Genomic DNA, 23,298 nt, shown 5'->3' with positions numbered 1-23,298 from the left:
CTCCTATAACTGTTTTAGCGCCAATTTGATGATGGCCTCGACGGTGGCCTGCGGATCTTCCTTAACAATCTTGTCGACGGCTTTTTCAGATAATTTTTTGTTAAAGCCAAGAACTTCCAAAGCAGATAACGCCTCTTCCCGATTAGTATTGTTTGCCGAAATCGAAACTTCGTCCAAATCATACACTTTTAACACTTTGTCCTTGAGATCGAGAATGGTTCGCTGCGCGGTTTTGAGTCCGATTCCTTTGATGGATTGTATGGTTGCCACGTCGCCGGTAGCCAACGCGTGGATGATCTGTTTCGGATCCATTGAAGACAACATCGTACGCGCAATTCCCGCGCCAATGCCCGAAACCGACAGCAAAAGCTTGAAAATCTCGCGCTCCGATTTTTCGACAAAACCAAACAATGTATGGGCATCTTCCTTGATTTGGAGATACGTGAAAAGTTTGACGTTTTCCGAGGTTGGAAGCAACGAATAAGTGTGGAGGGAAATGTTTATATGGTAGCCGACACCATTGCAGTCAATGACCACTTCGGTAGGTGTTTTTTCGACCAATCTGCCCTGAATATGCGCAATCATCAATTGTTAAGTAATTGCCAAATATACTAAAAAGAATTAACGGTTTCCCGATGTCTTTTTGGCTATTTTTTCACAATCAGATTCTTGAGTCGCTTTTGTTTTTCCTGAGCATCGACGACTGCCACAGCAGCCATGTTGACCATTTCCTCTACGCTCGCTCCAAGTTGGAAAATGTGCACCGGTTTGTCCAATCCAAGCATGATTGGACCAACGGAGTCGGCTTTGTCCAGTTCCTTGAGCAATTTGTAAGTGATATTGGCCGAAGCCAGATCAGGAAAAATCAAAGTATTGACCTTTTTGTCGGCTAGTTTTGAAAACGGGAATTTCTGCTTCAGCATTTCCTGATTCAACGCAAAATCGGCCTGTACTTCGCCGTCAACGATCAGATCCGGATAATATTTGTGCAGATAATCGACGGCTTCGCGAACTTTTCTCGCCGCCGGATGCGGAGAAGATCCAAAATTCGAGAACGAGATCATCGCGATTACGGGTTCCATCCCAAAAAGACGAACCGTTTTGGCCGTCATCAAAGCGATTTTCGCCAGTTCATCGGCGGTTGGTTCCGGATTGATCGCCGTATCGGACAAAAACATCGGACCGCGATTGGTCATCATCATGTTCGTTGTCGCGACGATCGAAATGCCCGGAGCGCGATCGATCAATTGCAGAATCGGCTTGACCGTCGCCGGATAACTTCTCGAATATCCCGTGACAAGTGCGTCCGCTTCACCTTCGTTCACCATCATGGCCGCGAAATAATTGCGTTCGCGCATCCATTTTTGGGCGTCGAGCAAATTCACGCCTTTGCGTTGGCGCGCTCTCCAGAACATTTCGGCATAATGCAGACGGCGTTTGTCCTCTTCTTTTGTCTTCGGATCGAAAATCGGAATTTCGGCATCAAAACCGATTTCCTCCTTCAATTCGAGTATGATTTCCTTGTTTCCGAGCAAAATCGGGAAACCGATGCCTTCTTCGTGAACGATTTGCGCCGCTTTGAGCACATCGAGTTGGTCGGCTTCGGCAAAAGCCACTCGCTTCGGATCGGTTTTGGCGCGGTTTGTAAGCAATCGCACCATTTTGTTGTCCGAACCCAATCTGTCGAGCAATTCTTCCTCATACTTTTCCCAATCGAAAATCGGATGCAAAGCCACGCCCGAATCCATCGCCGCTTTCGCAACCGCCGGAGCGACGCGCGTGATCAATCTTGGATCGAACGGTTTTGGGATGATATAGTCGCGTCCGAAAAGCAACTTGGTTTCGCCATAAGCGATGTTCACTTGCTCCGGAACCGACTCTTTTGCCAACGCAGCGAGCGCTTTCACGGCCGCCATTTTCATTTCCTCGTTGATTTTCGTGGCGCGCACGTCAAGCGCTCCGCGGAAAATGTAGGGAAAACCGAGCACGTTATTTACTTGGTTAGGATGATCGGATCGACCTGTCGCCATAATCAGATCTTCGCGAGTTCTCACGGCCAGATCGTAATCTATTTCGGGAATCGGGTTCGCCATTGCAAACACAATCGGGTTTTTGGCCATTCCGAGAAGCATTTCGGGAGACAGAATGTTTCCGGCAGAAAGTCCGAGGAAAACATCGGCATCTTTCAAGGCTTCAGCCAGCGTGATAGCTGTCAGATCTTTGGCGTATAGTTTCTGCAAATCAGACAGGTCGTTTCTGTCGTTCGACAAAATTCCGTTCACGTCGAACATCACGATATTTTCGACCTTGACGCCAAGCAGCAAATACAGATTCGCGCAAGCCAATGCCGCCGAACCCGCGCCAGACACGACAATCTTAACCTTTTCGATGTCTTTGTCGGCCAATTCCAAAGCGTTCAAAAGTGCCGCAGACGAAATGATCGCGGTTCCGTGCTGATCGTCGTGCATCACCGGAATGTTCAATTCTTCCTTGAGACGTCTTTCGATCTCGAACGACTCAGGCGCTTTTATGTCCTCGAGGTTGATTCCTCCGAAAGTCGGGGAAATCCTCTTGACCGTCTCAACGAATTCGTCAACATTTTTCTCGTTGATTTCAATGTCGAAAACGTCTATATCGGCAAAAATCTTGAACAGCAAACCCTTTCCTTCCATCACGGGTTTCGAAGCCTCGGGACCGATGTCGCCCAAGCCCAGAACCGCCGTTCCGTTGGTAATGACGGCGACGAGATTTCCTTTTGCCGTGTATTTGTAGGCGTTGTTGACGTCTTTCACGATCTCAAGACAAGGTTCGGCGACGCCCGGAGAATAGGCCAGCGACAAATCGCGTTGCGTGGCGTATTTTTTAGTAGGAACAACCTTGATTTTACCCGGCGTCGGTTTGGCGTGATAAAGAAGCGCTTCGCGTCGTTTGCTGTATTTGTTCATATGCTGTTTTTACAGCCGCAAAGTTAGGCATTATGTGAAAGTGATGGTAGTAAAATGTGGGTTGGTTTGATTTTGGTGCGTTTTGGACGCACACAAATCGAAGTCAATCAAGCGTTTTTAGTTTTGAGCAACGTTGCTTTCGCCGAAGCGCTGTTTTCAGATTGCATTTCAGATTTCTTGATCGCAAGTGATTTCATTTAAACCGGAGAATTGGAATATTTGCGCGGATTACGCGATTTTCCAAAACCTAACAAATCTCTGAGATTTGTTAGGTCTGCCCCGAAGTTCGGGAATTCCAGACACATCCAATTCCAGAATTTCTGTAAAAAAAGTTAAAACAAGGTTCCAAAAAATCAAGAACGATTGAAGTTATTTCCCAATGAGTTTATACCCAAACCCGCGAATGTTCACGATAGAAACAGAAGCGTCAACCGACAGAATCTTGCGCAAACGCGTCACATAAACGTCCATACTTCTGGCGTGAAAAAAACTGTCGTCGCCCCAAATCGAGAGCAAAACTTCCTTTCTGTCGGTAATTTCGTTTTTGTTTTTGACAAGAATTTCCAAAAGGCTCGATTCGCGGTGCGATAACTTGATCAATTCGCCGTTTTGCGTTAGGATTTCCTGCCTTTTTGGATGAAAAGAAAGTGTCCCGACAGAAACTTCATCAGCCAAAACCGGCTTGACCCGATTCACCAATTGTTCGATCCTGAGAAAAAGCTCGTCGAGGCTGAAAGGTTTTCGCAAATAATCGTTTCCGCCGCTCGCATAGCCCGTTTTCACGTCTTCGATCGCGTTTCTCGCAGTGAGAAAAAGTATCGGCAAATTCGGTTCCGATTTTCGGATTTTGGCCGCCAAAGCAAAGCCGTCGATTCCGGGCAACATTACGTCGAGTACGCAAACATCGAACTTCGCAGCGGCAAAATCGTTCCAGGCAAACTGTCCGTTCTCGAACCACGCGACCTGAAAACCTTCTTTTTCGAGACTTTCCATGACGACTTTACCCAAAAAAGGTTCGTCTTCCACGAGCAGGATTCGCGTTTTTTGTTTCATATCGGAAGTGCCGTTTCGAAAATCGATCCGCTGGGAAAATTGTCCTTGACAGAAATAGTTCCGCCGTGGTTTTCGACGACTTGCCTGACAAGATGCAAACCCAAACCGTAACCTTTGACTTCGTGCGTTTGGCTTGGAATCCGATAAAACGCATCGAAGATTCGGGATTTTTCGTGATTTGGAATTCCTTGTCCATTGTCTGAAACCGAAATCAGCAGTTTTTTGGATTCGATTTTGGCCGAAAGTCCGATTTGGACGTTATCCGAAACTGCGTATTTTAACGAATTGTCCAACAAATTCCGGATCGCGCGTTCGAAAAGTTCCTTGTTTCCGACAATCCAAAAATCATCCGGAATCGAATCAACTGAAACTTGTACCGAATCAATTCCGAGAACAGCTTCCAAAAGCATCGGACGCACCAAAAATCGCTTTTTCGAAACGACACCATTTTTCTCAAACCGCGCCGAATCGAGAATTTCCGACGAAAGCGCATCCAGGCGTTTGCTCTGATGCAAAATAATGTCAAGGTAATGCCCGCGGCTTTGCTCATCGTGGTCGAACTTGCGCAAAGCCTCGGCCGTCACGACGATTGAAGCCAATGGCGTATGGATTTCGTGTGTCATATTGTTGATGAAATCGTCCTTGATCTTCGAGAGTTTCTCCTGTGAAAGCAACAATCGCAAAGCGTATCCGAAGCAAAAAATCGGGAGTAAAAGCAAGATCGCACTTCCAAAAATGGCCCATTTCAGTTGGCTAAAAACAAACAAATCAGCATTCGAAAAAGTCGCGTGAACAAGTCTTGGCATTTTGTTCGACTTGATTTCGATATTGACATTTTCGGTTTTGAAACTGTCCGGTTTGTCTTTCTTCGGATTGAGCGTAAAATCGAGTGAAATGCCGCGTTTGGACAATTCGCGTTTGAGCTCGCGTCTCACGATTGCCGTATCGATTGGCGTTTTGAACCGCGCTTCATTCAAGCTGTCGCCGAGTTTTTGAGTATAATAGAAAACGTAGTTCTTTTCGAGATCGGCTTTTGCCATTTTCACGATGTGATCGATAAAAACCGCGCGCGCTTTTGGCGTAATCGACAGCACTTTCTCGGTGAAATCTTCAATGCTCAGGCTGATTTGCGTCTGACCTTTTTTGGACGGATCGACTTCTTTCATCGTAAAAACCGTCGTTCCGTAAGCCGGATTGACCTTACATGTAATCTTGACGAAACCCGTATCGGAAACCCAATTTCGAAATTGCATCACGACCTGATTCGTGCGGATTGAAAAAGTCGAGTCGACCGAAGCGCGGAAAGCCTCGTTTGCATTTCTCGAAAACGCCTTTTGTTCCGATTCAAAACTTCTGACGCTGTAAAAAAGTTGCAACGCCGAAATCCCGATCACGCAAACCGTCATCAAACAAATCGCCCAAATCACACTTTTTTTCATGTGCCAAAAGTAAGGTTTCGGTCACACAAAAATCCCGATCCGTTAACACTAATTAACCTTGTTTAGTGTCGGGTTAACCCAAATTGCGTTTGCCCGGCGCTAGTTTTGCCTCAAACTTATACTCATGAAAAATATTGGAAAACACATTGTGACAGCACTTTTTTGTCTCATCGGAACGATTTCGATCGCGCAACTGAAAATGGACGCGACAGGTTCATATGAAAACAAGGAGTTCCGGAATCTGCTTGAATTTGAGGAAATCGATTACTATAAGGTTGCGATTTCTGGCGAAAATGTCAAAGGCAGGAATTACTCGATCGTCTCGAAAGAAATCTGGAAAGGAAAAGTCAAAAAGGTCGATACGATCTTCAATTCGCGCGAACACGAAGTTTTCAAAATCGACAACGATTCGTTGCTATTTACGGTGATGTCGGGAAAAACCGATGCCAAAAACCTGCGCATCAAGTTCAATTTTGGCCGATTCGGAATCAGCCGAAATTACAAAAGCACGAAATCTGACGAATACAGTTTGCGGGACTTCGGAACAAGAATGCCGATTTCCGTCGGAAAACCTTTCTACGCCTTCGCCTACATTCTACCGACTGAACATAAGGACGGAAGCAAGTCGTGGTGCGAGGTTGAAGCCGACGGAACCGACATCGAGAATTGGGGCAAAAAGTTCAACATCGAACACTATTTGTTATTCGAGATGAAGTTCGACTGATTATTGTTTGATGAATTTTACCGATTTGTTTTCGGATTGGTTTCGCAGATTCAGCACATAAATACCAGATGCGAGCCCGATGACCGAGATTGGCGAAAGTTCCGTTTTTCCAGTTCTGACCATTCGCCCCGATACGTCGCTGATCGAGAAGTCAAGTCCGGACGCTACATTTTCGAGGAACATTTCAGATGTCACCGGATTCGGGTAAACCGCGATTTTTTGGGACGCAAAATCGTCGACGCTCAAAGGTTGGGCGTACATTTTGGCCAGATACAGATCATAATTCGCCGGACTTTTAGTCAAGGTAATCGTGCCCAAAGTAAATGTGGATGCCGAAAATGTGCCCGAAACGTAAATTTCGTTCGGAGCCAAAACTTTGATGCAAGCTTCATTGTTGATGTTTTGCTCGCCGCTTCTTCTTACCCAAATCGGCAAACCGTCGGCGTTGAATTTTACGATGTAAAGTCCGCCTTGGCCTTGCATGGTGATCGAAACGCCGTCCCAGAATTCGAGGCTGGAACATTGCGTCATTCCGGCGACGTAAACAGATCCGAAACTATCGACGTCGAGCGATCGCGAAAGTGCCGAACAAGCGCCTGTCGCGTGAACCGCTTTTCCCCAAAGCGCCGTCCCGACAGCAGAAAACTTGAAAAGGAATTGTTTGCTGCCGCCGCCCGAAGTAAGCGAAATTCCGTCCAGACTGATAGTGCCGGTGAAATTTCCCGTCACGAACAAATTCCCTGAATTGTCGTGCGCAATGCCGCTTCCCGTCGTAATGTTATTCGTCGAAGTTCCTGCGTTCCTCGCCCAAAGCAACGAACCGTTCGTGTCATATTGGGCAATAAAAACGTTGGAGTTGTAATTGTCCGTAGAGGTTTTGGACAACGTGATTCCGCCAAAATCGAGCGTGAATTCGTGAAAACGTCCGGTTACGGCCATATTGCCCTGATTGTCGACCGAAATTCCAAACGAAAAACTGCCCCATTCGTTCACTTGCGTGGTTTCCGGACAGCGCAGCCAAAGACAATTTCCGTCCTGATCGAATTTTCCAAAGAAAACGCGATTCACCGAATTGGGTTGATAGCCGACGTAATTCACGGTTTGCGAATTGAACGTGAGCGTTGGAATGTTGATGCTTCCCGCCACATACAAATTGCCTTGCGAATCGAAATCCATTTGTTGGATTCCCCAACCCGACTGGGAATTTGTAGCTCTTTTAAGCCAAAGCAGATTTCCCTGACTGTCGTATTTCGAAATGTAGTTTGCGCCCAAAACGGTCGTGAAAGTTGTTCCGTCGATCGTGAGGTTGTTCCAGAAACCGCCTGTCACGTAAATACTGCCGTCGGGAGCGATTCTCACGCCACTTACCGAATCTGTGTTTGTGCCGCCGAAGCTTTTCGCCCAAACGACATTGCCTGACTGATCGTACTTCACCATGTAAACGTCAGAGAAATTTGGCGTGGTCTGGCTAAGGGTCGTACTTCCGAAAGTTACCGTCGGTTGATTGAAGTCGCCAACCATGACGATATTTCCATCTGGGCCGATGTCGTGAATCGCAGTCATGCCGTTGAACATCAAGGCCGCGTTTTTCGCCCATTGCCAATTGGGAATCTGGGCGAGTGCAACTATCGGAAACAGCAAAAAGAGAAAAAGTAGTTTTTTGGTCATTTGTTGAAGTTTTGGACTTCAAAGTACAAAATGCAACGCGAACTTTCTTACAAAACAAGATTTTTAGGAAATCGGGATTTCAGATGCGGCAATTTCACCAATATGACAATCAACAACTTAGTAAACTGACAAAAATCAATTCACAGAAAATCAATGTTGCGCTTCAGGCCTGAGTACTTGGTTCGCTTTACGGCCGAATTCTTGAAAACCTTGCGGAAAGTTTCCTCAGTGATTTCTTCCCAGTCCTTTTTGGACATCGACAACAATTCGGGATTTGGGTTGAAAAGCGGTTCCGAATGCGGTTTGGAGAAACGATTCCACGGACACACATCTTGGCAAACGTCGCAACCGAACATCCAATCGTCGAATTTACCTTTCATCTCTGACGGAAGATTTTCCTTGAGTTCGATCGTGAAATAAGAAATACACTTGCTGCCGTCGACCACATAGGGCGCGACAATCGCCTGCGTTGGACAAGCGTCGAGACAAGCCGTGCACGATCCACAATGATCTGTCGTGGCGTTGTCGTAGTCGAGTTCGAGATCGACGATGAGTTCGGCAATGAAAAAAAAGGAACCAACTTTTTTCGAGAGCAGGTTCGAGTTCTTGCCGATCCAGCCCAAACCGCTTTTCGCCGCCCAGGCTTTGTCTAAAACCGGAGCCGAATCTACGAAAGCGCGTCCATCGACATCACCGATTTCGGTTTGGATCGAGAAAAGCAATTCGCGCAATTTATCTTTGATGACGAAGTGGTAATCCTGGCCGTAAGCGTATTTTGAAATCTTGAACGATTCCTCGTTTTGGCTTTCGGACGGAAAATAATTGAGCAAAAGGGAAATCACGCTTTTCGAGCCTTCGACGAGTTTTGTCGGGTCGAGGCGCTTGTCGAAATGGTTTTCCATATAGGACATTTCACCTTGCATGTTGTTCTTGAGCCAGGCTTCAAGTCTCGGCGCTTCCTGTTCGAGAAAACCCGCTTTTGAAATCCCGCACGACATAAAGCCGAGACGTTTTGCCTCTTGCTTGATAAATGCCGTGTATTTGGATTTTTGGGAAATCATGGGTTTTGGAAACGGGATTTGCGTTAGGGATGCAAGCGGATATCCTTTTTGACGAACCTGTAAGGTTTTCGAACCTTAAAGCTTTTGCCAAAAAGATAGCAGCGGGACAGCCCGACGGCGGCCAGACTGATCTTTGTCGTTACAAAACATTTTCCGGACGCCGGAACGCCCAAATTATTTAAAATAAGTATTCCGGGACAACCTGCTACTGCTACTGCAACTGCAACTGCTACTGCAACTGCCTCTGCTACTAGAAAAGCCCGCCTTGCAAATTCGTGCGGATTTTCCCAAGGTGTTTGTACGCCTTTTCGGTGGCTTCACGTCCGCGAGGCGTTCGCACCAGGAAACCTTCTTTGATCAAAAACGGCTCGTAAACTTCCTCGATGGTTTCGGAACTTTCAGAGCACGCGGTTGCCAAAGTCGAAAGTCCGACCGGTCCGCCTTTGAATTTGTCGATAATTGTGACCAGGATTTTGTTGTCCATTTCGTCTAATCCGTGGGCGTCGACGTTCAAGGCTTTGAGCGCATATTGCGCAATCGCGATGTCGATTTTCCCGTTGCCTTTGATTTGGGCAAAATCGCGGACGCGCCTCAAAAGTGCATTGGCGATACGTGGCGTTCCTCGGCTGCGACCGGCAATTTCTATCGCGGCTTCCATGGAAATCGGCATTTTCAGAATGGCCGAACTGCGTTGTACGATTGTCGTGAGCAATTCTGTGTTGTAATATTCGAGTCTTGACGAAATTCCGAAACGCGCGCGCATTGGCGCTGTGAGCAATCCCGAACGCGTTGTCGCGCCAACCAAAGTAAACGGATTCAGGTTAATTTGGACCGTTCGCGCATTTGGACCCGATTCGATCATGATGTCGATCTTGAAATCTTCCATGGCGGAATACAGATATTCTTCGACAACCGGACTCAAACGGTGGATTTCGTCAATGAAAAGCACGTCTCTTTCCTCGAGATTCGTCAGCAATCCGGCCAAATCTCCGGGTTTGTCCAGCACCGGACCGGAAGTAATCTTGATACCGACTCCGAGCTCGTTCGCGAGAATGTTGGCCAAAGTCGTCTTGCCCAATCCCGGCGGGCCGTGAAAAAGCGAATGGTCGAGCGCTTCGTTTCGTTGGTTAGCCGCCTCGACAAAGATCTTGAGGTTGTCCAACACGTGATCCTGACCCGCGAAATCGTCAAAGCTCAAAGGCCGCAACTTTTTTTCTACATCGAGTTCTTCGGGATTGTAACCGGAATTCGTTGGATCGAGGTGTTCATTCATGCGGCAAAGATAGGGAAATGTTCGGGCGCGGGATTACATTTGGTAACCTTCGGAAAGCAGCGAATGCCATTCTTTATGATTGTTTACGTACCAAGAAACGAAAGCGCAAAGCGGCACCAAAGTCTTGCCTTCTTTTTTGATGGATTGGAGCGTTTGGGCGATCAGTTTTTGTCCGACGCCTTGGCCTTGCACTGATTTCGGAACTTCGGTATGCGTCAGATAGATTTTATCGTCTTTGACCGAATATTCGACAAAAGCGATTTTGCCGCCTTCGAGGTGAAGTTCGTATTGGCTTTGGGATTCGTTTTTCGTGATTTCCATTATCCGATGTGATAGCCTGGCGCCAGAAGTGGTTCCCAATCGCGATGACGCTTTAGGTAAGCGGCCACGAACGGACACAAAGGCGCGAGTTTGTAATTGTGTTCTTTGATGTAATCGAGGGCGAGTTCGACGATTTTCTTGCCGACACCTTTTCCTTCGAGCGCCACCGGAACTTCGGTATGCGTAAGAAACATGATGTTTTCGTTGTTCAGGATGCTTTCGATGATGGCTTGGTGGCCGTCAACGTCGAGTTCAAACCGCTTTTTGTGTTCGTCGAAACGGAAGTTGTCTTCAGTCATTATGCTAGGATTTGATTCCAAGATACGACAAAAACAAAAAGCCTCCCGAGATCGAGAGGCTTCTTAATATGCTTTTGTGAATTAGTGGTGAAGTTGTTCTTCGCCGTCTTTCATCGGAACGGTTTGAGGTACGAAATCCTCATCGTGTCCTGGTTTGCTGTAATCGTATGGCCAACGGTGTACGTGAGGAATTTCTCCCGGCCAGTTTCCGTGGATGTGTTCTACCGGAGTTGTCCACTCAAGTGTAGTCGATCTCCAAGGGTTTTGCGGAGCGCGTTTTCCGAAGAAAATATTGCTGAAGAAGTTGTAAAGGAAGACCAACTGGAACGCACCTCCGATAAGGGCGAACATCGTGATCAGCACGTTCACGTTCTGCAAATCGTCGAACAAAGGGAAATTCGTGTTTGTATAGTAGCGACGTGGCAATCCGGCAAGGCCGATGAAGTGCATTGGGAAGAAGACGCCATAAGCACAAACCGTAGTCACCCAGAAGTGCACGTAACCCATGTTCTTGTTGAGCATGCGTCCGAACATTTTCGGATACCAGTGATAAATACCGGCGAACATTCCGTAAAGTGCTGAGATTCCCATTACCAAGTGGAAGTGAGCAACCACAAAATAAGTATCGTGAACGTTGATGTCAAGCGTTGAATCTCCAAGGATGATTCCCGTCAGACCTCCGGTGATGAAAGTCGATACGAATCCCATTGAGAACATCATCGCTGGGTTCATCTGCAAATTTCCTTTCCAAAGTGTCGTGATCCAGTTGAAGGCTTTTACGGCCGATGGAATCGCGATAAGCAAAGTGGTGAACGTAAACACCGATCCGAGGAACGGGTTCATTCCGGACATAAACATGTGGTGACCCCAAACGATAGTCGAAAGGAACGCGATCGCGAGGATCGACATGATCATCGCACGGTATCCGAAGATCGGCTTGCGTGAATTTGTCGCCATGATTTCCGAAACCAGTCCCATTGCAGGAAGGATTACGATATAAACTTCAGGGTGTCCGAGGAACCAGAAAAGGTGTTCGAACAATACTGGTGAACCACCTTGGTAGTGAAGTACTTCTCCGGCGATGTAAATATCCGAAAGGAAGAATGAAGTTCCGAAGCTTCTGTCCATCAAAAGCAACAAAGCTGCTGACAAAAGAACCGGGAACGAGATGATTCCGATGATTGCGGTGATAAAGAAAGCCCAGATCGTAAGCGGAAGGCGTGTCATCGACATTCCTTTTGTACGCAAGTTGATTACTGTAACAACATAGTTCAAAGATCCCATCAAGGACGAGGCGATGAATATTGCCATTGAAGTCAACCAAAGCGTCATACCTGTACCCGAACCTCCGATTGCTTGCGGAAGCGCACTTAGCGGTGGATAGATCGTCCATCCTGCAGAGGCAGGACCAGCTTCGACGAATAGCGAAGAAATCATCACGACAGCAGAAAGGAAGAACAACCAGAACGAGATCATGTTAAGGAATCCCGATGCCATATCTCGTGCCCCAATCTGAAGCGGAATCAACAAGTTACTGAACGTTCCGCTCAATCCGGCAGTCAAGACGAAGAATACCATGATTGTTCCGTGTATGGTCACCAAAGCGAGATACATGTCGTTTTTCATGACGCCGTCCGGAGCGTGCGTATCACCTAGGAACCAGCTGAAAACTTTGAAAGATTCTTCCGGCCAGGCAAGCTGCATGCGGAAAAGCAATGACATTCCGACCCCGATGACGCCCATGATAATACCTGTGATAAGGTATTGCTTGGCGATCATCTTGTGATCGATACTGAATATGTATTTCGTTATAAAAGTATCCTTATGGTGATGCTCGTGATCGTGGGAATGATCATCGTGACTGTGGTCGTGTGCGTGAGCTACTGCTGACATATATGCTTACTTTTAATTTTCTTGAAATTACTTTGCTGATGGTTTTTGTGCTTTCGCCTGTTTCGCTGCAGATGTATCGGCGGCGGCGCCAGATGGAGCGGTAGAAACAGGAGTTACTGCTTTCACAGTGTCGGCGTCGACAGTTACGGGAGCGTTTGCCTCTCCGTCGGCTGGTTTTGACTTCTCTGCTTTTACTGCGGCAGAAAGCGTTTCTTTAGCTGCCAACCATTCTTTGAAATCTTCCGGTTCATCGACTACCACTTTCATTTGCATGTTGTAGTGTGACGCACCACAGATCTTGTTACACAACAATAGGTAATCGAATGTGTAAGGATCCAATCCCGGCTGACCTTTCGCGATCAACTCCTGACTTCTCTGTGCACGGATCTCGTTGATTTCGTGAACTTTTTCCTTCATGTGCGGCATATCGCGCATTTCGGCTGTGGTGTAGATCGGCTCGAAAGAGAACTGTGTTACCATTCCCGGAACAGCGTTCATTTGAGCGCGGAAATGTGGGAAATAAGCCGAGTGCAAAATATCCTGTGAACGAATCTTGAAAAGGATTTTCTTTCCTTTCGGCAAGTGAAGTTCGTTTACGACCTTATCGTCTTGAGCGTGCGGATCTGCCATATCGACACCAAGCGTGTTAACACCCTCGATGTAACGAACATTCGCTTTTCCGAGAACATTGTCTTCCCCGGCGTAACGCGCTTCCCATGAAAACTGTTTTCCGTAGATTTCCACTACCAACACATCTTCGTCTTCGTCAACGAACATGATGTTTGTCCAAGCGTATAGTCCGTAAAGGATAAGACCTGCCAAAACGATGGCCGGAATAACGGACCAGATAAATTCAAGTTTGTCGTTATCTGCGAAATAAAGCGCTTTTTGCCCTTCTTTTCCGCGGTATTTGAATGCGAACCAGTGCAACAAACCTTGCGTGATGGCCTGAACCACGAAAAGCAGAACCCAAGTGATGTTCATCAGGTTGTCCACTTGTGCACCGTGAGCCGAAGCCGGCGTGCCAAGTACCAAATGTCCCCATTTGAACAGTCCGTATATAGTGAACAAATAGATGAAGGCAAGCATTCCGAACATCAAATAACCCTGGATGTTATTGTCAGTGTCGTTCGCCACTTGCGAATTATCTGCATCAGCAACCTGGCCTGCCTGTGTTAAGTCAAATATCTTAGTCAATTGCCAAATAGCAACAGACAAAAGGACTAAAATTACAATTACCAACAAAGTCGTCATCTGTGATGTCTTTAAATATTAATAGTGAAAATGCTTGCTTTCTTCGATGAACGGGTTTCTTTTCGGAAGCAGTGGTGCTTTCGTAAGAGCCGAGAATACGACAAGTAGGAACAATCCGAGGAAGAACAAAAGGGATCCGATTTCTGGGATTCCGATGAACCATTGTGTACCAACCGTTGCCGGCATGATCATGTTGAAGAAATCAATATAGTGTCCGACGAGGATGATAGATCCCGCTCCGATCAAAATCCAGGTAACACGCTTGAAGTCGGTGTTGATAAGGATGAGGATCGGGAATACGAAATTCAGTACAACTGCGCCCCAGAACAAGATTCCAAAGTCGTTGATACGCTGGACGAAGTAAGTTACCTCTTCCGGAATGTTCGCATACCAGATAAGCATGAATTGTGAGAACCAAAGATAAGTCCAGAAAACAGAGATACCGAACATGAACTTGGCCAAATCGTGGATGTGGCTTGTGTTCACATACTCCAGATAGCCTTTCGATTTCAGGTAAAGTGTCACCATACAGATTGTTGTGATTCCACTTACGAAGAAAGAGGCAAAAACGTACCATCCGAACAAAGTCGAGAACCAGTGCGGGTCAAGCGACATAATCCAGTCCCAAGACATGATCGATTCCGAAACGATGAAGAACACCAGAAATCCTGCCGATCCTTTGAATAGTTTTTTGTAATTGCTGTCGTCGTTGGACTCATCTTGAGCCAAACTTTTCTTGCGGGCGAAGAAACGGTAGATGTTCCATCCGATAAGGAAAACAGCAGCACGTGCAAGCCAGAACCAAACGTTCAGGAAGCCTGATTTACCGGCGATCATCGCGTCGTAATGCTCTGATTTTGGATCTGTGACACCTTCTCCCATCCAAATGAACAAGTGATTCATGTGGAAAGCACAAGTCAAAAGGAAAACGAAGAACAAGATGGATCCAATTGGCAAATAAGCCGTGATTCCTTCCATAACGCGGAATAAAACCGGAGACCAGCCTGCCTGAGCCACTTGCTGGATTCCGTAGAAAGCAAGAACGCCCATAGAAATCAACAAGAAGAAGATACAAGCGACGTAAAGTGCAGCCCAAGGCTTGTTTTGCAATTGGTGGTAAACATGCTCCAAGTGTTCTTGGTGTTCAGCGTGAGCGTCTGCTTCACCGTTTTCGGCGTGGGCAGCAGCCGCTTCGGCATGGTGCGCTTCAGCCGGAGCTTCGGCAGTCGCATGAGCAGCAACCGTATCAACTGATGAAGTAACAGAATCGTGCGAAGCAGTAGCAGAATCGCCTGTAGTCTCGTGATGCGCGGCATCGTGAGCAGGTTCGGCCGTTGCGTGAGCTTCCGCAGCTTCGTGGTGAGTCGCTTCTCCGTGAGCCGGAGCCGCGTGTTCTTCACCGTGTCCGCCTCCGTGGTGCGCTTCGGCAGCCAGGATCGCTTCGACTTCTTTAATATCTTTTGGCGCAGTTAAAAACCCGTATCCGATCCCGAGAAGTCCGAGAACCATCAGGATTACCGAAAATGTTTTTAATTTACTTGAAATAGTGTACATATCTATTACGATCAGTTAATTCTGTTATTTCAATTCGCTTTTGAGCTTCATTACGTAAGCCGCGACCATCCAACGCTCTTGTTGGCTAAGCTGGTTGGCGTATGAACCCATTGAGTTCAGTCCGTAAGTTTGCACGTGATACACGCTTCCTATGCTCACGACTCTGTCTTTGTAGCTCGGAACTCCAAGGAATTTCTCCTGCTTTACGAGTTTTCCTTTTCCGTCACCGGCCGTTCCGTGGCAAATTCCGCAATAGATATCGAAAAGTGCTTTGGCTTTCTCCATGTCGACCTCGGTAGAATCCAAAGGCGAAGTGGCAACCGTTTTTGAAAAGTTATAACCTTCTGTAGTGTTCGGGATTTCATAAGGCGTAAAACCTCTTTTGATTGTCCCCGGCACCGGTAACTGCGCTTCTACCCCACCTCTTTTGAAAGCTGGCGATTCAGAATACGTCTCGTAAGACGTAGACTCGTACATATTTGGCATGTATTGGTAGTTCGGCTCTCTCTTGTTGAAACAAGAAGTCACTGAAAACGCCACCGTGGCCAATAGTGATATTTTGAATACTGTCTTCATACTACAGTTAGTGCTTATCGATTACTTTAACTTCTACCGCTCCTGTTTTCTCGAAGAAGGAAACGAGTTCGGCTTCGTTGTCGTTTACGGCAATTTCCATCAAAAAGTGGTCATCTGTCGTACGGACATCCGGGTTTTCGGCTTCTTTGAACGGCCACAATCTACTTCTCATGTAGAAAGTGATTACCATCAAGTGGGCAGCGAAAAATACCGTCATTTCGAACATGATAGGAACAAAAGCCGGCATGTTCTGGTAGTAAGTGAAACTTGGCTTACCGCCGATATCTTGCGGCCAATCCTGAATCATGATGTTGTTCATCATCCAAGTCGCAACCGAAAGACCTGTCAATCCATAAAGGAAAGCGCAGATAGCGAGTCTCGTAGGAGCGATTCCCATTGCCTTGTCAAGTCCGTGGACAGGGAAAGGCGTAAATACATCCTCGATGTGGTAATGGGCCGCACGTGTTTTCTTCACGGCATCCATAAGGACGTCGTCATCGTTGTAAATGGCGTGTAGTACTTTATTAGTGGTGCTCATGGTGTGAAGGATTTTCGTCTCTGCGTTTTTTGAAATATTCTCCAGATGTCTTCAAGATTGTCTTGACCTCGGCTTGTGCAATTACAGGGAACGTACGAGAGTAAAGCAAGAACAATACGAAGAAGAATCCGATGGTTCCGATAAAGATTCCGATATCGACGAATGTTGGCGAGAACATCGTCCATGAAGACGGAAGGTAATCGCGGTGCAAAGACGTTACGATGATAACGAAACGCTCAAACCACATACCGATGTTCACAACAATCGAGATGATGAAAGAGAACATGATCGAAGTTCTGAGTTTCTTGAACCACATGAATTGTGGAGAGAACACGTTGCAAGTCATCATCGACCAGTAAGCCCACCAGTAAGGTCCGGTTGCACGGTTAAGGAAAGCATACTGTTCGTATTCCACTCCTGAATACCATGCCACGAACAACTCCGTGATATAGGCCACACCAACGATAGATCCCGTGATCATGATGATGATGTTCATCAATTCGATGTGTTGCAAAGTGATGTAGGCTTCGAGGTGACACACTTTACGCATGATGATGAGAAGCGTGTTTACCATCGCAAATCCTGAGAATACCGCTCCCGCAACAAAGTAAGGTGGGAAGATGGTCGTGTGCCATCCCGGAATTACCGAGGTAGCGAAGTCAAAGGATACGATCGTGTGTACAGAAAGTACAAGTGGCGTCGCAAGACCTGCCAATACGAGGGAAACTTCCTCGAAACGCTGCCAGTCTTTTACGCGTCCGCTCCATCCGAACGAAAGGATGGAATAGATTCTTTTTGTGAAAGGCGTCACGGCTCTGTCACGAAGCATCGCAAAGTCAGGCAAAAGACCTGTCCACCAGAATACGAGTGAAACCGAAAGGTAAGTCGAGATCGCAAATACGTCCCAAAGGAGTGGCGAGTTGAAGTTTACCCAAAGTGATCCGAATTGGTTTGGGATCGGAAGTACCCAATAACCCATCCATGGGCGACCCATGTGGATTACCGGAAACAAACCGGCCTGGACTACCGAGAAGATGGTCATCGCTTCCGCGGAACGGTTGATGGCCATTCTCCAACGCTGACGGAACAAAAGGAGCACCGCCGAGATAAGCGTTCCGGCGTGCCCGATACCTACCCACCAAACGAAGTTGGTAATATCCCACGCCCAACCGACAGTCTTGTTAAGACCCCACGAACCGATACCGGTCGCGACGGTGTAAGTGATACAGCCTAATCCCCAAAGGAACGCGACCAATGCTATTGAAAATACAGTCCACCATTGCTTGTTGGCGCGGCCTTCAACTGGGAAAGCGACTTCAACAGTAACATCGTGATACGTCTTATCACCTAAAACTAAGGGTTTTCTGATGGGTGCTTCGTAGTGCGATGACATACTTTATCGTGTTTCTTAATTAATTTCTCTTGATTAGACGTTTCTTACTTTGACTTTGTAGAATACGTTTGGCTTCGTTCCGACGTGCTCGAGCAAGTGGTACATCCTGTCGTCTTTCACATGTTCGGTGATCGGATCTTCAGCATTGTTCACGTCTCCGAAAACCATAGCTCCGGAAGAACAAGCTGCAGAACAGGCACAAGCATCGTTGAACTCGTTGGCACCAACGGCACGTCCATCGCGTTTTGCAGCAAGGATGACCGCTTGTGTAGATTGGATACAGAACGAACACTTCTCCATAACCCCGCGAGAACGAACGTTCACGTCTGGGTTCAACACCATACGACCAAGATCGTCATTCATGTTGAAAGGGAATTCCTCGTTATTGTTGTACAAGAACCAGTTGAAACGACGCACCTTGTAAGGACAGTTGTTCGCACAGTAACGGGTTCCTACGCAACGGTTATAAGCCATGTGGTTGTGACCTTGACGAGAGTGCGAAGTAGCGGCAACCGGACAAACCGTTTCACACGGAGCGTGGTTACAATGCTGACACATTACCGGCTGGAAAGCCACTTGTGGATTGTCGGCCGGCAATTCCATTTCTCCGAATCCGCCCAATGAACCGTTGTCACCGAACAATCCGTCGAAGTTCTCTTTCTTCTCATTGTCCTGAGCGAAAGTATCTTCAGATGAATAGTAACGGTCGATACGCAACCAGTGCATATCACGGCTTCTACGAACTTCCGCTTTTCCAACGACAGGAACGTTATTTTCGGCGTGGCAAGCGATAACGCAAGCACCACAACCCGTACAGGCGTTCAGGTCGATAGACAAATTGAAATGGTGACCGGTCGTGCTGTCAAAAGCTTCCCAAAGGTCGACTTTCGTAGCTTCGACTTCTTTATGATCGAGGGAAACCATCGGTTGCGGGTTCCACTGCTGAACTTCTACTTTCGGATCGTTGAATACACCAAGAGTCGTTTCCTTGATGATATCGCCGCGTCCCATCAACGTCTTTTGCGACTGCACACAAGCGAACTCGTGTTCTCCGCCTTCTGCCGCAATGTCCGCACCTTGTACGCTGTTGAAAGCGTTATAAAGTGTATAAGCGTTGATTCCGACCTGCATTTCTTTCTGCATCGAAGCTTTTCTTCCGTAACCAACGGCCAAACCGAGAGTTCCGACAGCTTGCCCCGGCTGAACGATCACAGGAACATTTTCTATCTTTTTACCGCCAACTGTAAGCGTAGCATAACTTCCGTTAAGACCACCATTGGCGACGATTTTGTTTTCAAGACCAAGTTTGTCTGCATCGGCTTTGGAAACAGTCACATAGTTATCCCAAGACACGCGGGTGATTGGATCCGGGAATTCCTGCAACCATGGGTTGTTGGCTTGTTGCCCGTCTCCCAAACCTGTTTTTGTGTAAAGCGTGAGCTCGAATTTTCCGGTCGCTTTCGCGGATGCAAGAGCGCTCACAGAAGCCGCAAAACTTCCGGTTCCACCTGAAACACCTTGAACCGCTCCAGAATAGATACCGTCGTGCAAAGCTTTGTTCCAGTTTGTTCCGACAAGGAAAGCTGCCGAATTCGAACGGACATAATCATAGATCGAAGCCGAACTTCCATTCAATTCCAAAAGAACTTCCTCGAACTGACGTGTATTGAACAACGGACGGATTGTCGGTTGCACCAAAGCGTATTGCCCTTTGACAAGTTCAAGATCGCCCCAAGACTCAAGATAATGCGGAACCGCCGCAGCCACTTTCGTAGCCAAAGCCGTTTCGTCCTCGCGTTGGGTGAACGATACAGAGAACGGAACTTTCCTCACAGCATCGGCGAAAGCTTTTGCCTCAGGAAGCGTGTATGCTGGGTTTGTTCCGTAAATGATAAGCGATTGGATTTTGCCCGAAGTCAATTCCGAAAGGAAATTCTTCACTTTGGCATCCGAACCTTTTCTCACCTGACGGATCGGCGCTCCAACGAAAGCTTGCGAAGCCAACGCCTGGTTGATTCCAAGAGCTACCAATTGAGCGTCTTTATCGTCGATTCCAGTAACAACGACTCCGCGTGTTCCGGCTTGCTTGATTTGCTGTGCCGCTTTTACGACTTCCGCTTTCAATTTAGCATCGAGTGAAGTCGCTTCGCCTGCTCCGGTCACGATATTGTAAACCAAAGCCAAAGCTTGTTTTTGTTGGGCTGGCGTCATCGGGACACGACGGTCGGCGTTTGCTCCTGAAAGCGTCATGTTTGCCTCGAACTGTACGTGGCGTGACATTTTGCCTTTCGTCGGAATGCGTCCGAGCGTGTAACCGGTGTCATACGAACCACCTTGCCAGTCGCCAAGGAAATCCGCTCCGATTCCGAGGATCACATCGGCTTTACCGAAATCATAATCCACCAAACCTCTTTCGCCGTAAACCTGTTCGAAAGCATCGAGTGCTGTCGAAGCCGAAACAGCATCATATTGTACGTGTTCTGCACCTGCGTGAGCAGCTATGAACTCATTGATCAATTTTTGTGTCGTCGGACTCGCGATCGTTCCTGTAAGCACTACAGTCTTCCCACCTTTGGCTACACCTGCTTTGATCGCAGCAGTAACTTCGTCCCAAGAAGCGTCTTTTCCACCGATTTTCGGTTGCTTCAAACGAGAGCTGTCATACATAGACAAGATCGAAGCGTGAACTCTGGCGTTTGCCGAAAAACGAGCGCCGCCGTCTTTGTTGTTTTCAACCTTGATCGGACGGCCTTCGCGTGTCTTGATCAACAGGTTGGCAAAGTCGAAACCGTCGAAGAAAGTCGTGGCATACATATCCCAAACTCCGGGAACGATCTGCTCTGGCTGAACTACGTAAGGAATCGATTTGTGAACCGGACCTTCGCAAGCCGCCAATGAAGCTGCTGCCGTGCTAAATCCGACAAATTTTAAGAAGTCGCGTCGTGAAGTGGAAGAAGACGACAAACTGTCTTCATTGCCCAGGAAATCGGCTACCGGAATCTCTTCAACGAACTCGTTGCTTTTAAGCGTCTCAACAATAGAACTGTTTTCACTAAGTTCCTCAACACTTTTCCAGTATTTTTTGTTTGATGACATCGTATATATAATTTGCTTCTTAGTAATAGATTAATAGTGGCACTTACCGCATTCCAAACCTCCCATTTGGGCGGCCGTAAGCTTGTCTACACCATATTGTTTGGCGAGCTGCTCGTGAATTTTAGCGTAGTACTCATTCCCTTGCATCTTCACTTCTGTTTTTCTGTGACAGTTGATACACCATCCCATTGTAAGCGGAGAAAATTGCTTCATCAACTCAAAAGTCTGAACCGGACCGTGACATGTTTGACACTCGATTCCAGCCACAGTGACGTGTTGAGAGTGGTTGAAGTAAACGAAATCAGGCAAGTTGTGGATGCGAACCCATTTTACCGGGTGCGTTTTACCTGTGTATTTCTGACCTGCCTTATCCCATCCGACAGCGTCGTAAAGTTTCTGGATTTCTCCGTCGTAGAACGCTTTGGAATGTTCCGGAGTCGCAGTAGTATCGGAAACTTCAGCAATATTCTTGTGGCAGTTCATACAAACGTTAAGCGAAGGAATACCGGCGTTTTTACCGACACGTGCCGCAGAGTGGCAATATTTACAGTCGATACCGTTGCTTCCGGCGTGAATTCTATGTGAGTAGTGGATTGGCTGGATTGGCTCGTAGTCTTGATCTACACCTACTTGCATGAACCATCCGTAAGCGAAATACCCGGCAGCCAACAAAAGGAAAACCGAAGTGACAAAAACAAGGAATTGGTTTCTTGCAAAAGCAACCCAGATAGGAAGTGTCTTTTCTTTTGGAGCGACCTCAATGCCGTTTTTCGCAGCAACCTTAGTCAAAACGCGGTTCGCCATGATAAGCGCGGCCACTAAAATCAACAAGATTACAACAAGAGCACCAAGAATTACGTTATTGGAAACATCGCTCTGCGCACCCGCAGTTCCCGGAGGACCTGAAGTTCCAGCAGCTGTTTGTGCAGCCGGCGGTTTTGGCTGTGACGTATAGGCGATGATGTTGTCGATATCAGCAGTAGAAAGCTGCGGAAACGCCGTCATTACAGACTTGTACTCCGCGAAAAGCGCTACAGCCTTGGGATCGCCAGCCTTAACCATGGCCGAACTGTTGTGGACCCAATCGTAAATCCAAGACATCGGATGCTTGTCTGCAACACCGCGAAGCGCAGGCCCCGTAGATTTTGAATCCAACTTGTGGCAAGCGGCGCAATTCGTGTTGAAAAGAGCTTTTCCGGCTACTGGATCACCTCCACTTGCGGGAGCAGCGGCCGATTCGGCAGGAGCAGCAGCGGCAGGCGCCGGAGCAGCTTCTTGACCTAAAGCAACCGTCGAAGACGTGAGAATCAGCGCTAAACTAAAGAACAAAGTTTTTAGAATCGAATTATGGTTACCCACTTTTTTCATATTGTTAACGATTATCGACTTGAAGGATCGGCTTGCATTCGGCTTTGCTTGAAAACAAAGCAAAATGGGCACTTCTTTAAAAATTTGAGCAAAAATACGATATATGAGGAAGTCTGAAAACCTTAAAATAGTCTTAATTATCAATTTATAATTATTCTAAATAATTTTATTGGCACGACTTTGGGTTTAAGTTTTACATTTGTATAAAAATCACGCATTTATGAATCCATACTCGCCAAAACACCTTATTTTTCCAGTATTCACGATGTGCTTATTTAGCATTTCGACCCACGCCCAGAACGGATCGGTTACCGTTTCGCAAGATCCGAAATTCGAGCAGATGTTATCCGAAAAAAGACGTTTCAACTCTTCGATAACAGTAAACGACAAATACAAAATCCAGATTTACAACGGAGACAGCGAAACGTCCAAAAAAATCCTCACCGATTTCAGAAAAGACAACAAAAATCTCGACGCTACGGTAGTATTTAGCACGCCAGCCTACAAAGTCTGGGTCGGGAATTTCAAATCGAGGATCGAAGCCGAGAGAAACCTGGCCGATTTGCGAAAAAAGTTTCCAAACGCCATCATCATCAAACCCAACAAGTAAAAAATAATTCCAACAAAGAAGCCCCAAATATGGGGCTTTTTTTATTTAATGTCCGAAGATATAAAACCTGGCTAGAAATTTCCACCGCGCCTCGTAATGCCGCAAAGATTCAGCGTATCAATGGCTAATTCGGCATGCGAACTGAGTGTTTTCCGAAAGTCCACAATCGATAAAAACGACAATATTGTATCGCGATCAATTTTTGTCGGAAACTGTATCGACCTAAAAATTGA

Annotated in this window: 19 protein-coding genes; 2 read left to right on the top strand and 17 right to left on the bottom strand. The window is 46.9% G+C overall.

The genetic code is table 11. The features are described from left to right. Positions 1-3 precede the first annotated feature (3 nt). The 4 genes from ruvA to EOO49_RS00985 form a co-directional block, all read right to left on the bottom strand. Positions 4-585, bottom strand: coding sequence for a Holliday junction branch migration protein RuvA (gene ruvA / locus EOO49_RS01000; RefSeq protein WP_290842012.1), 582 nt, complete (start codon positions 583-585; stop codon positions 4-6). Positions 586-647: 62 nt separating this feature from the next. Next, on the bottom strand, positions 648-2,945 hold the full coding sequence (locus tag EOO49_RS00995; protein ID WP_290842011.1) for an NADP-dependent malic enzyme: 2,298 nt from the start codon (positions 2,943-2,945) through the stop codon (positions 648-650). A 369-nt stretch (positions 2,946-3,314) separates the two neighbouring features. Then, entirely contained in the window at positions 3,315-3,998 is a 684-nt protein-coding gene (locus tag EOO49_RS00990; protein WP_290842010.1) for a response regulator transcription factor, read from the bottom strand. Further along, the gene (locus EOO49_RS00985) at positions 3,995-5,437 is read right to left on the bottom strand and encodes a HAMP domain-containing sensor histidine kinase (RefSeq protein ID WP_290842009.1); all 1,443 of its coding nucleotides are present in this window, start codon (positions 5,435-5,437) and stop codon (positions 3,995-3,997) included. Before EOO49_RS00985 ends, EOO49_RS00990 begins: the two co-directional genes overlap by 4 nt. 124 nt (positions 5,438-5,561) lie before the next feature. On the opposite strand from EOO49_RS00985, the gene EOO49_RS00980 reads away from it, so the two are divergent. Continuing rightward, entirely contained in the window at positions 5,562-6,161 is a 600-nt protein-coding gene (locus tag EOO49_RS00980; RefSeq protein ID WP_290842008.1) for a hypothetical protein, read from the top strand. Here EOO49_RS00980 and EOO49_RS00975 read toward each other — a convergent pair whose 3' ends face one another. The 13 genes from EOO49_RS00975 to EOO49_RS00915 form a co-directional block, all read right to left on the bottom strand. After that, positions 6,162-7,829: an SBBP repeat-containing protein gene (locus EOO49_RS00975; RefSeq protein WP_290842007.1), complete on the bottom strand. Its 1,668-nt coding sequence runs from the start codon at positions 7,827-7,829 to the stop codon at positions 6,162-6,164. It abuts the gene before it with no gap. 140 nt (positions 7,830-7,969) lie between these two features. Continuing rightward, a complete protein-coding gene (gene queG, locus EOO49_RS00970; protein WP_290842006.1) occupies positions 7,970-8,890 on the bottom strand; it encodes a tRNA epoxyqueuosine(34) reductase QueG in 921 nt (306 codons plus the stop codon). A 250-nt stretch (positions 8,891-9,140) separates the two neighbouring features. Further along, positions 9,141-10,163: a Holliday junction branch migration DNA helicase RuvB gene (gene ruvB / locus EOO49_RS00965; RefSeq protein ID WP_290842005.1), complete on the bottom strand. Its 1,023-nt coding sequence runs from the start codon at positions 10,161-10,163 to the stop codon at positions 9,141-9,143. A 33-nt stretch (positions 10,164-10,196) separates the two neighbouring features. Continuing rightward, positions 10,197-10,484: a GNAT family N-acetyltransferase gene (locus EOO49_RS00960; protein WP_290842004.1), complete on the bottom strand. Its 288-nt coding sequence runs from the start codon at positions 10,482-10,484 to the stop codon at positions 10,197-10,199. Beyond that, entirely contained in the window at positions 10,484-10,783 is a 300-nt protein-coding gene (locus tag EOO49_RS00955; RefSeq protein ID WP_290842003.1) for a GNAT family N-acetyltransferase, read from the bottom strand. Before EOO49_RS00955 ends, EOO49_RS00960 begins: the two co-directional genes overlap by 1 nt. An 81-nt stretch (positions 10,784-10,864) precedes the next feature. After that, positions 10,865-12,676, bottom strand: coding sequence for a cbb3-type cytochrome c oxidase subunit I (locus tag EOO49_RS00950; protein ID WP_290842002.1), 1,812 nt, complete (start codon positions 12,674-12,676; stop codon positions 10,865-10,867). Between the two features lie 27 nt (positions 12,677-12,703). After that, positions 12,704-13,930 carry a cytochrome c oxidase subunit II gene (locus EOO49_RS00945; RefSeq protein WP_290842001.1) on the bottom strand — a complete coding sequence of 409 codons (1,227 nt, stop codon included), beginning with the start codon at positions 13,928-13,930 and terminating at the stop codon, positions 12,704-12,706. Between the two features lie 18 nt (positions 13,931-13,948). After that, positions 13,949-15,484 (bottom strand): quinol:cytochrome C oxidoreductase, encoded by a 1,536-nt coding sequence (locus tag EOO49_RS00940; RefSeq protein ID WP_290842000.1) that lies wholly within the window; start codon positions 15,482-15,484, stop codon positions 13,949-13,951. 24 nt (positions 15,485-15,508) lie between these two features. Then, positions 15,509-16,060: a cytochrome c gene (locus EOO49_RS00935; protein WP_290841999.1), complete on the bottom strand. Its 552-nt coding sequence runs from the start codon at positions 16,058-16,060 to the stop codon at positions 15,509-15,511. 7 nt (positions 16,061-16,067) lie between these two features. After that, on the bottom strand, positions 16,068-16,598 hold the full coding sequence (locus EOO49_RS00930) for a DUF3341 domain-containing protein (protein WP_290841998.1): 531 nt from the start codon (positions 16,596-16,598) through the stop codon (positions 16,068-16,070). Further along, positions 16,585-17,991 (bottom strand): NrfD/PsrC family molybdoenzyme membrane anchor subunit, encoded by a 1,407-nt coding sequence (nrfD, locus tag EOO49_RS00925; RefSeq protein ID WP_290841997.1) that lies wholly within the window; start codon positions 17,989-17,991, stop codon positions 16,585-16,587. The genes EOO49_RS00930 and nrfD overlap by 14 nt, the downstream gene beginning before the upstream one ends. A 33-nt stretch (positions 17,992-18,024) precedes the next feature. After that, the gene (locus tag EOO49_RS00920) at positions 18,025-21,087 is read right to left on the bottom strand and encodes a TAT-variant-translocated molybdopterin oxidoreductase (RefSeq protein WP_290841996.1); all 3,063 of its coding nucleotides are present in this window, start codon (positions 21,085-21,087) and stop codon (positions 18,025-18,027) included. Between the two features lie 30 nt (positions 21,088-21,117). After that, positions 21,118-22,455, bottom strand: a complete 1,338-nt coding sequence (locus tag EOO49_RS00915) for a c-type cytochrome (protein WP_290841995.1) — start codon at positions 22,453-22,455, stop codon at positions 21,118-21,120. 220 nt (positions 22,456-22,675) lie between these two features. On the opposite strand from EOO49_RS00915, the gene EOO49_RS00910 reads away from it, so the two are divergent. Continuing rightward, a complete protein-coding gene (locus tag EOO49_RS00910) occupies positions 22,676-23,065 on the top strand; it encodes an SPOR domain-containing protein (protein WP_290841994.1) in 390 nt (129 codons plus the stop codon). The last annotated feature ends 233 nt before the right edge of the window (positions 23,066-23,298 follow it).

The organism is Flavobacterium sp. (genome assembly GCF_004295795.1).
Taxonomy (GTDB): domain Bacteria; phylum Bacteroidota; class Bacteroidia; order Flavobacteriales; family Flavobacteriaceae; genus Flavobacterium.
The sequence above is the reverse complement of the archived record's forward strand: the minus strand, read 5'-3'. Positions and strand labels throughout refer to the sequence as shown.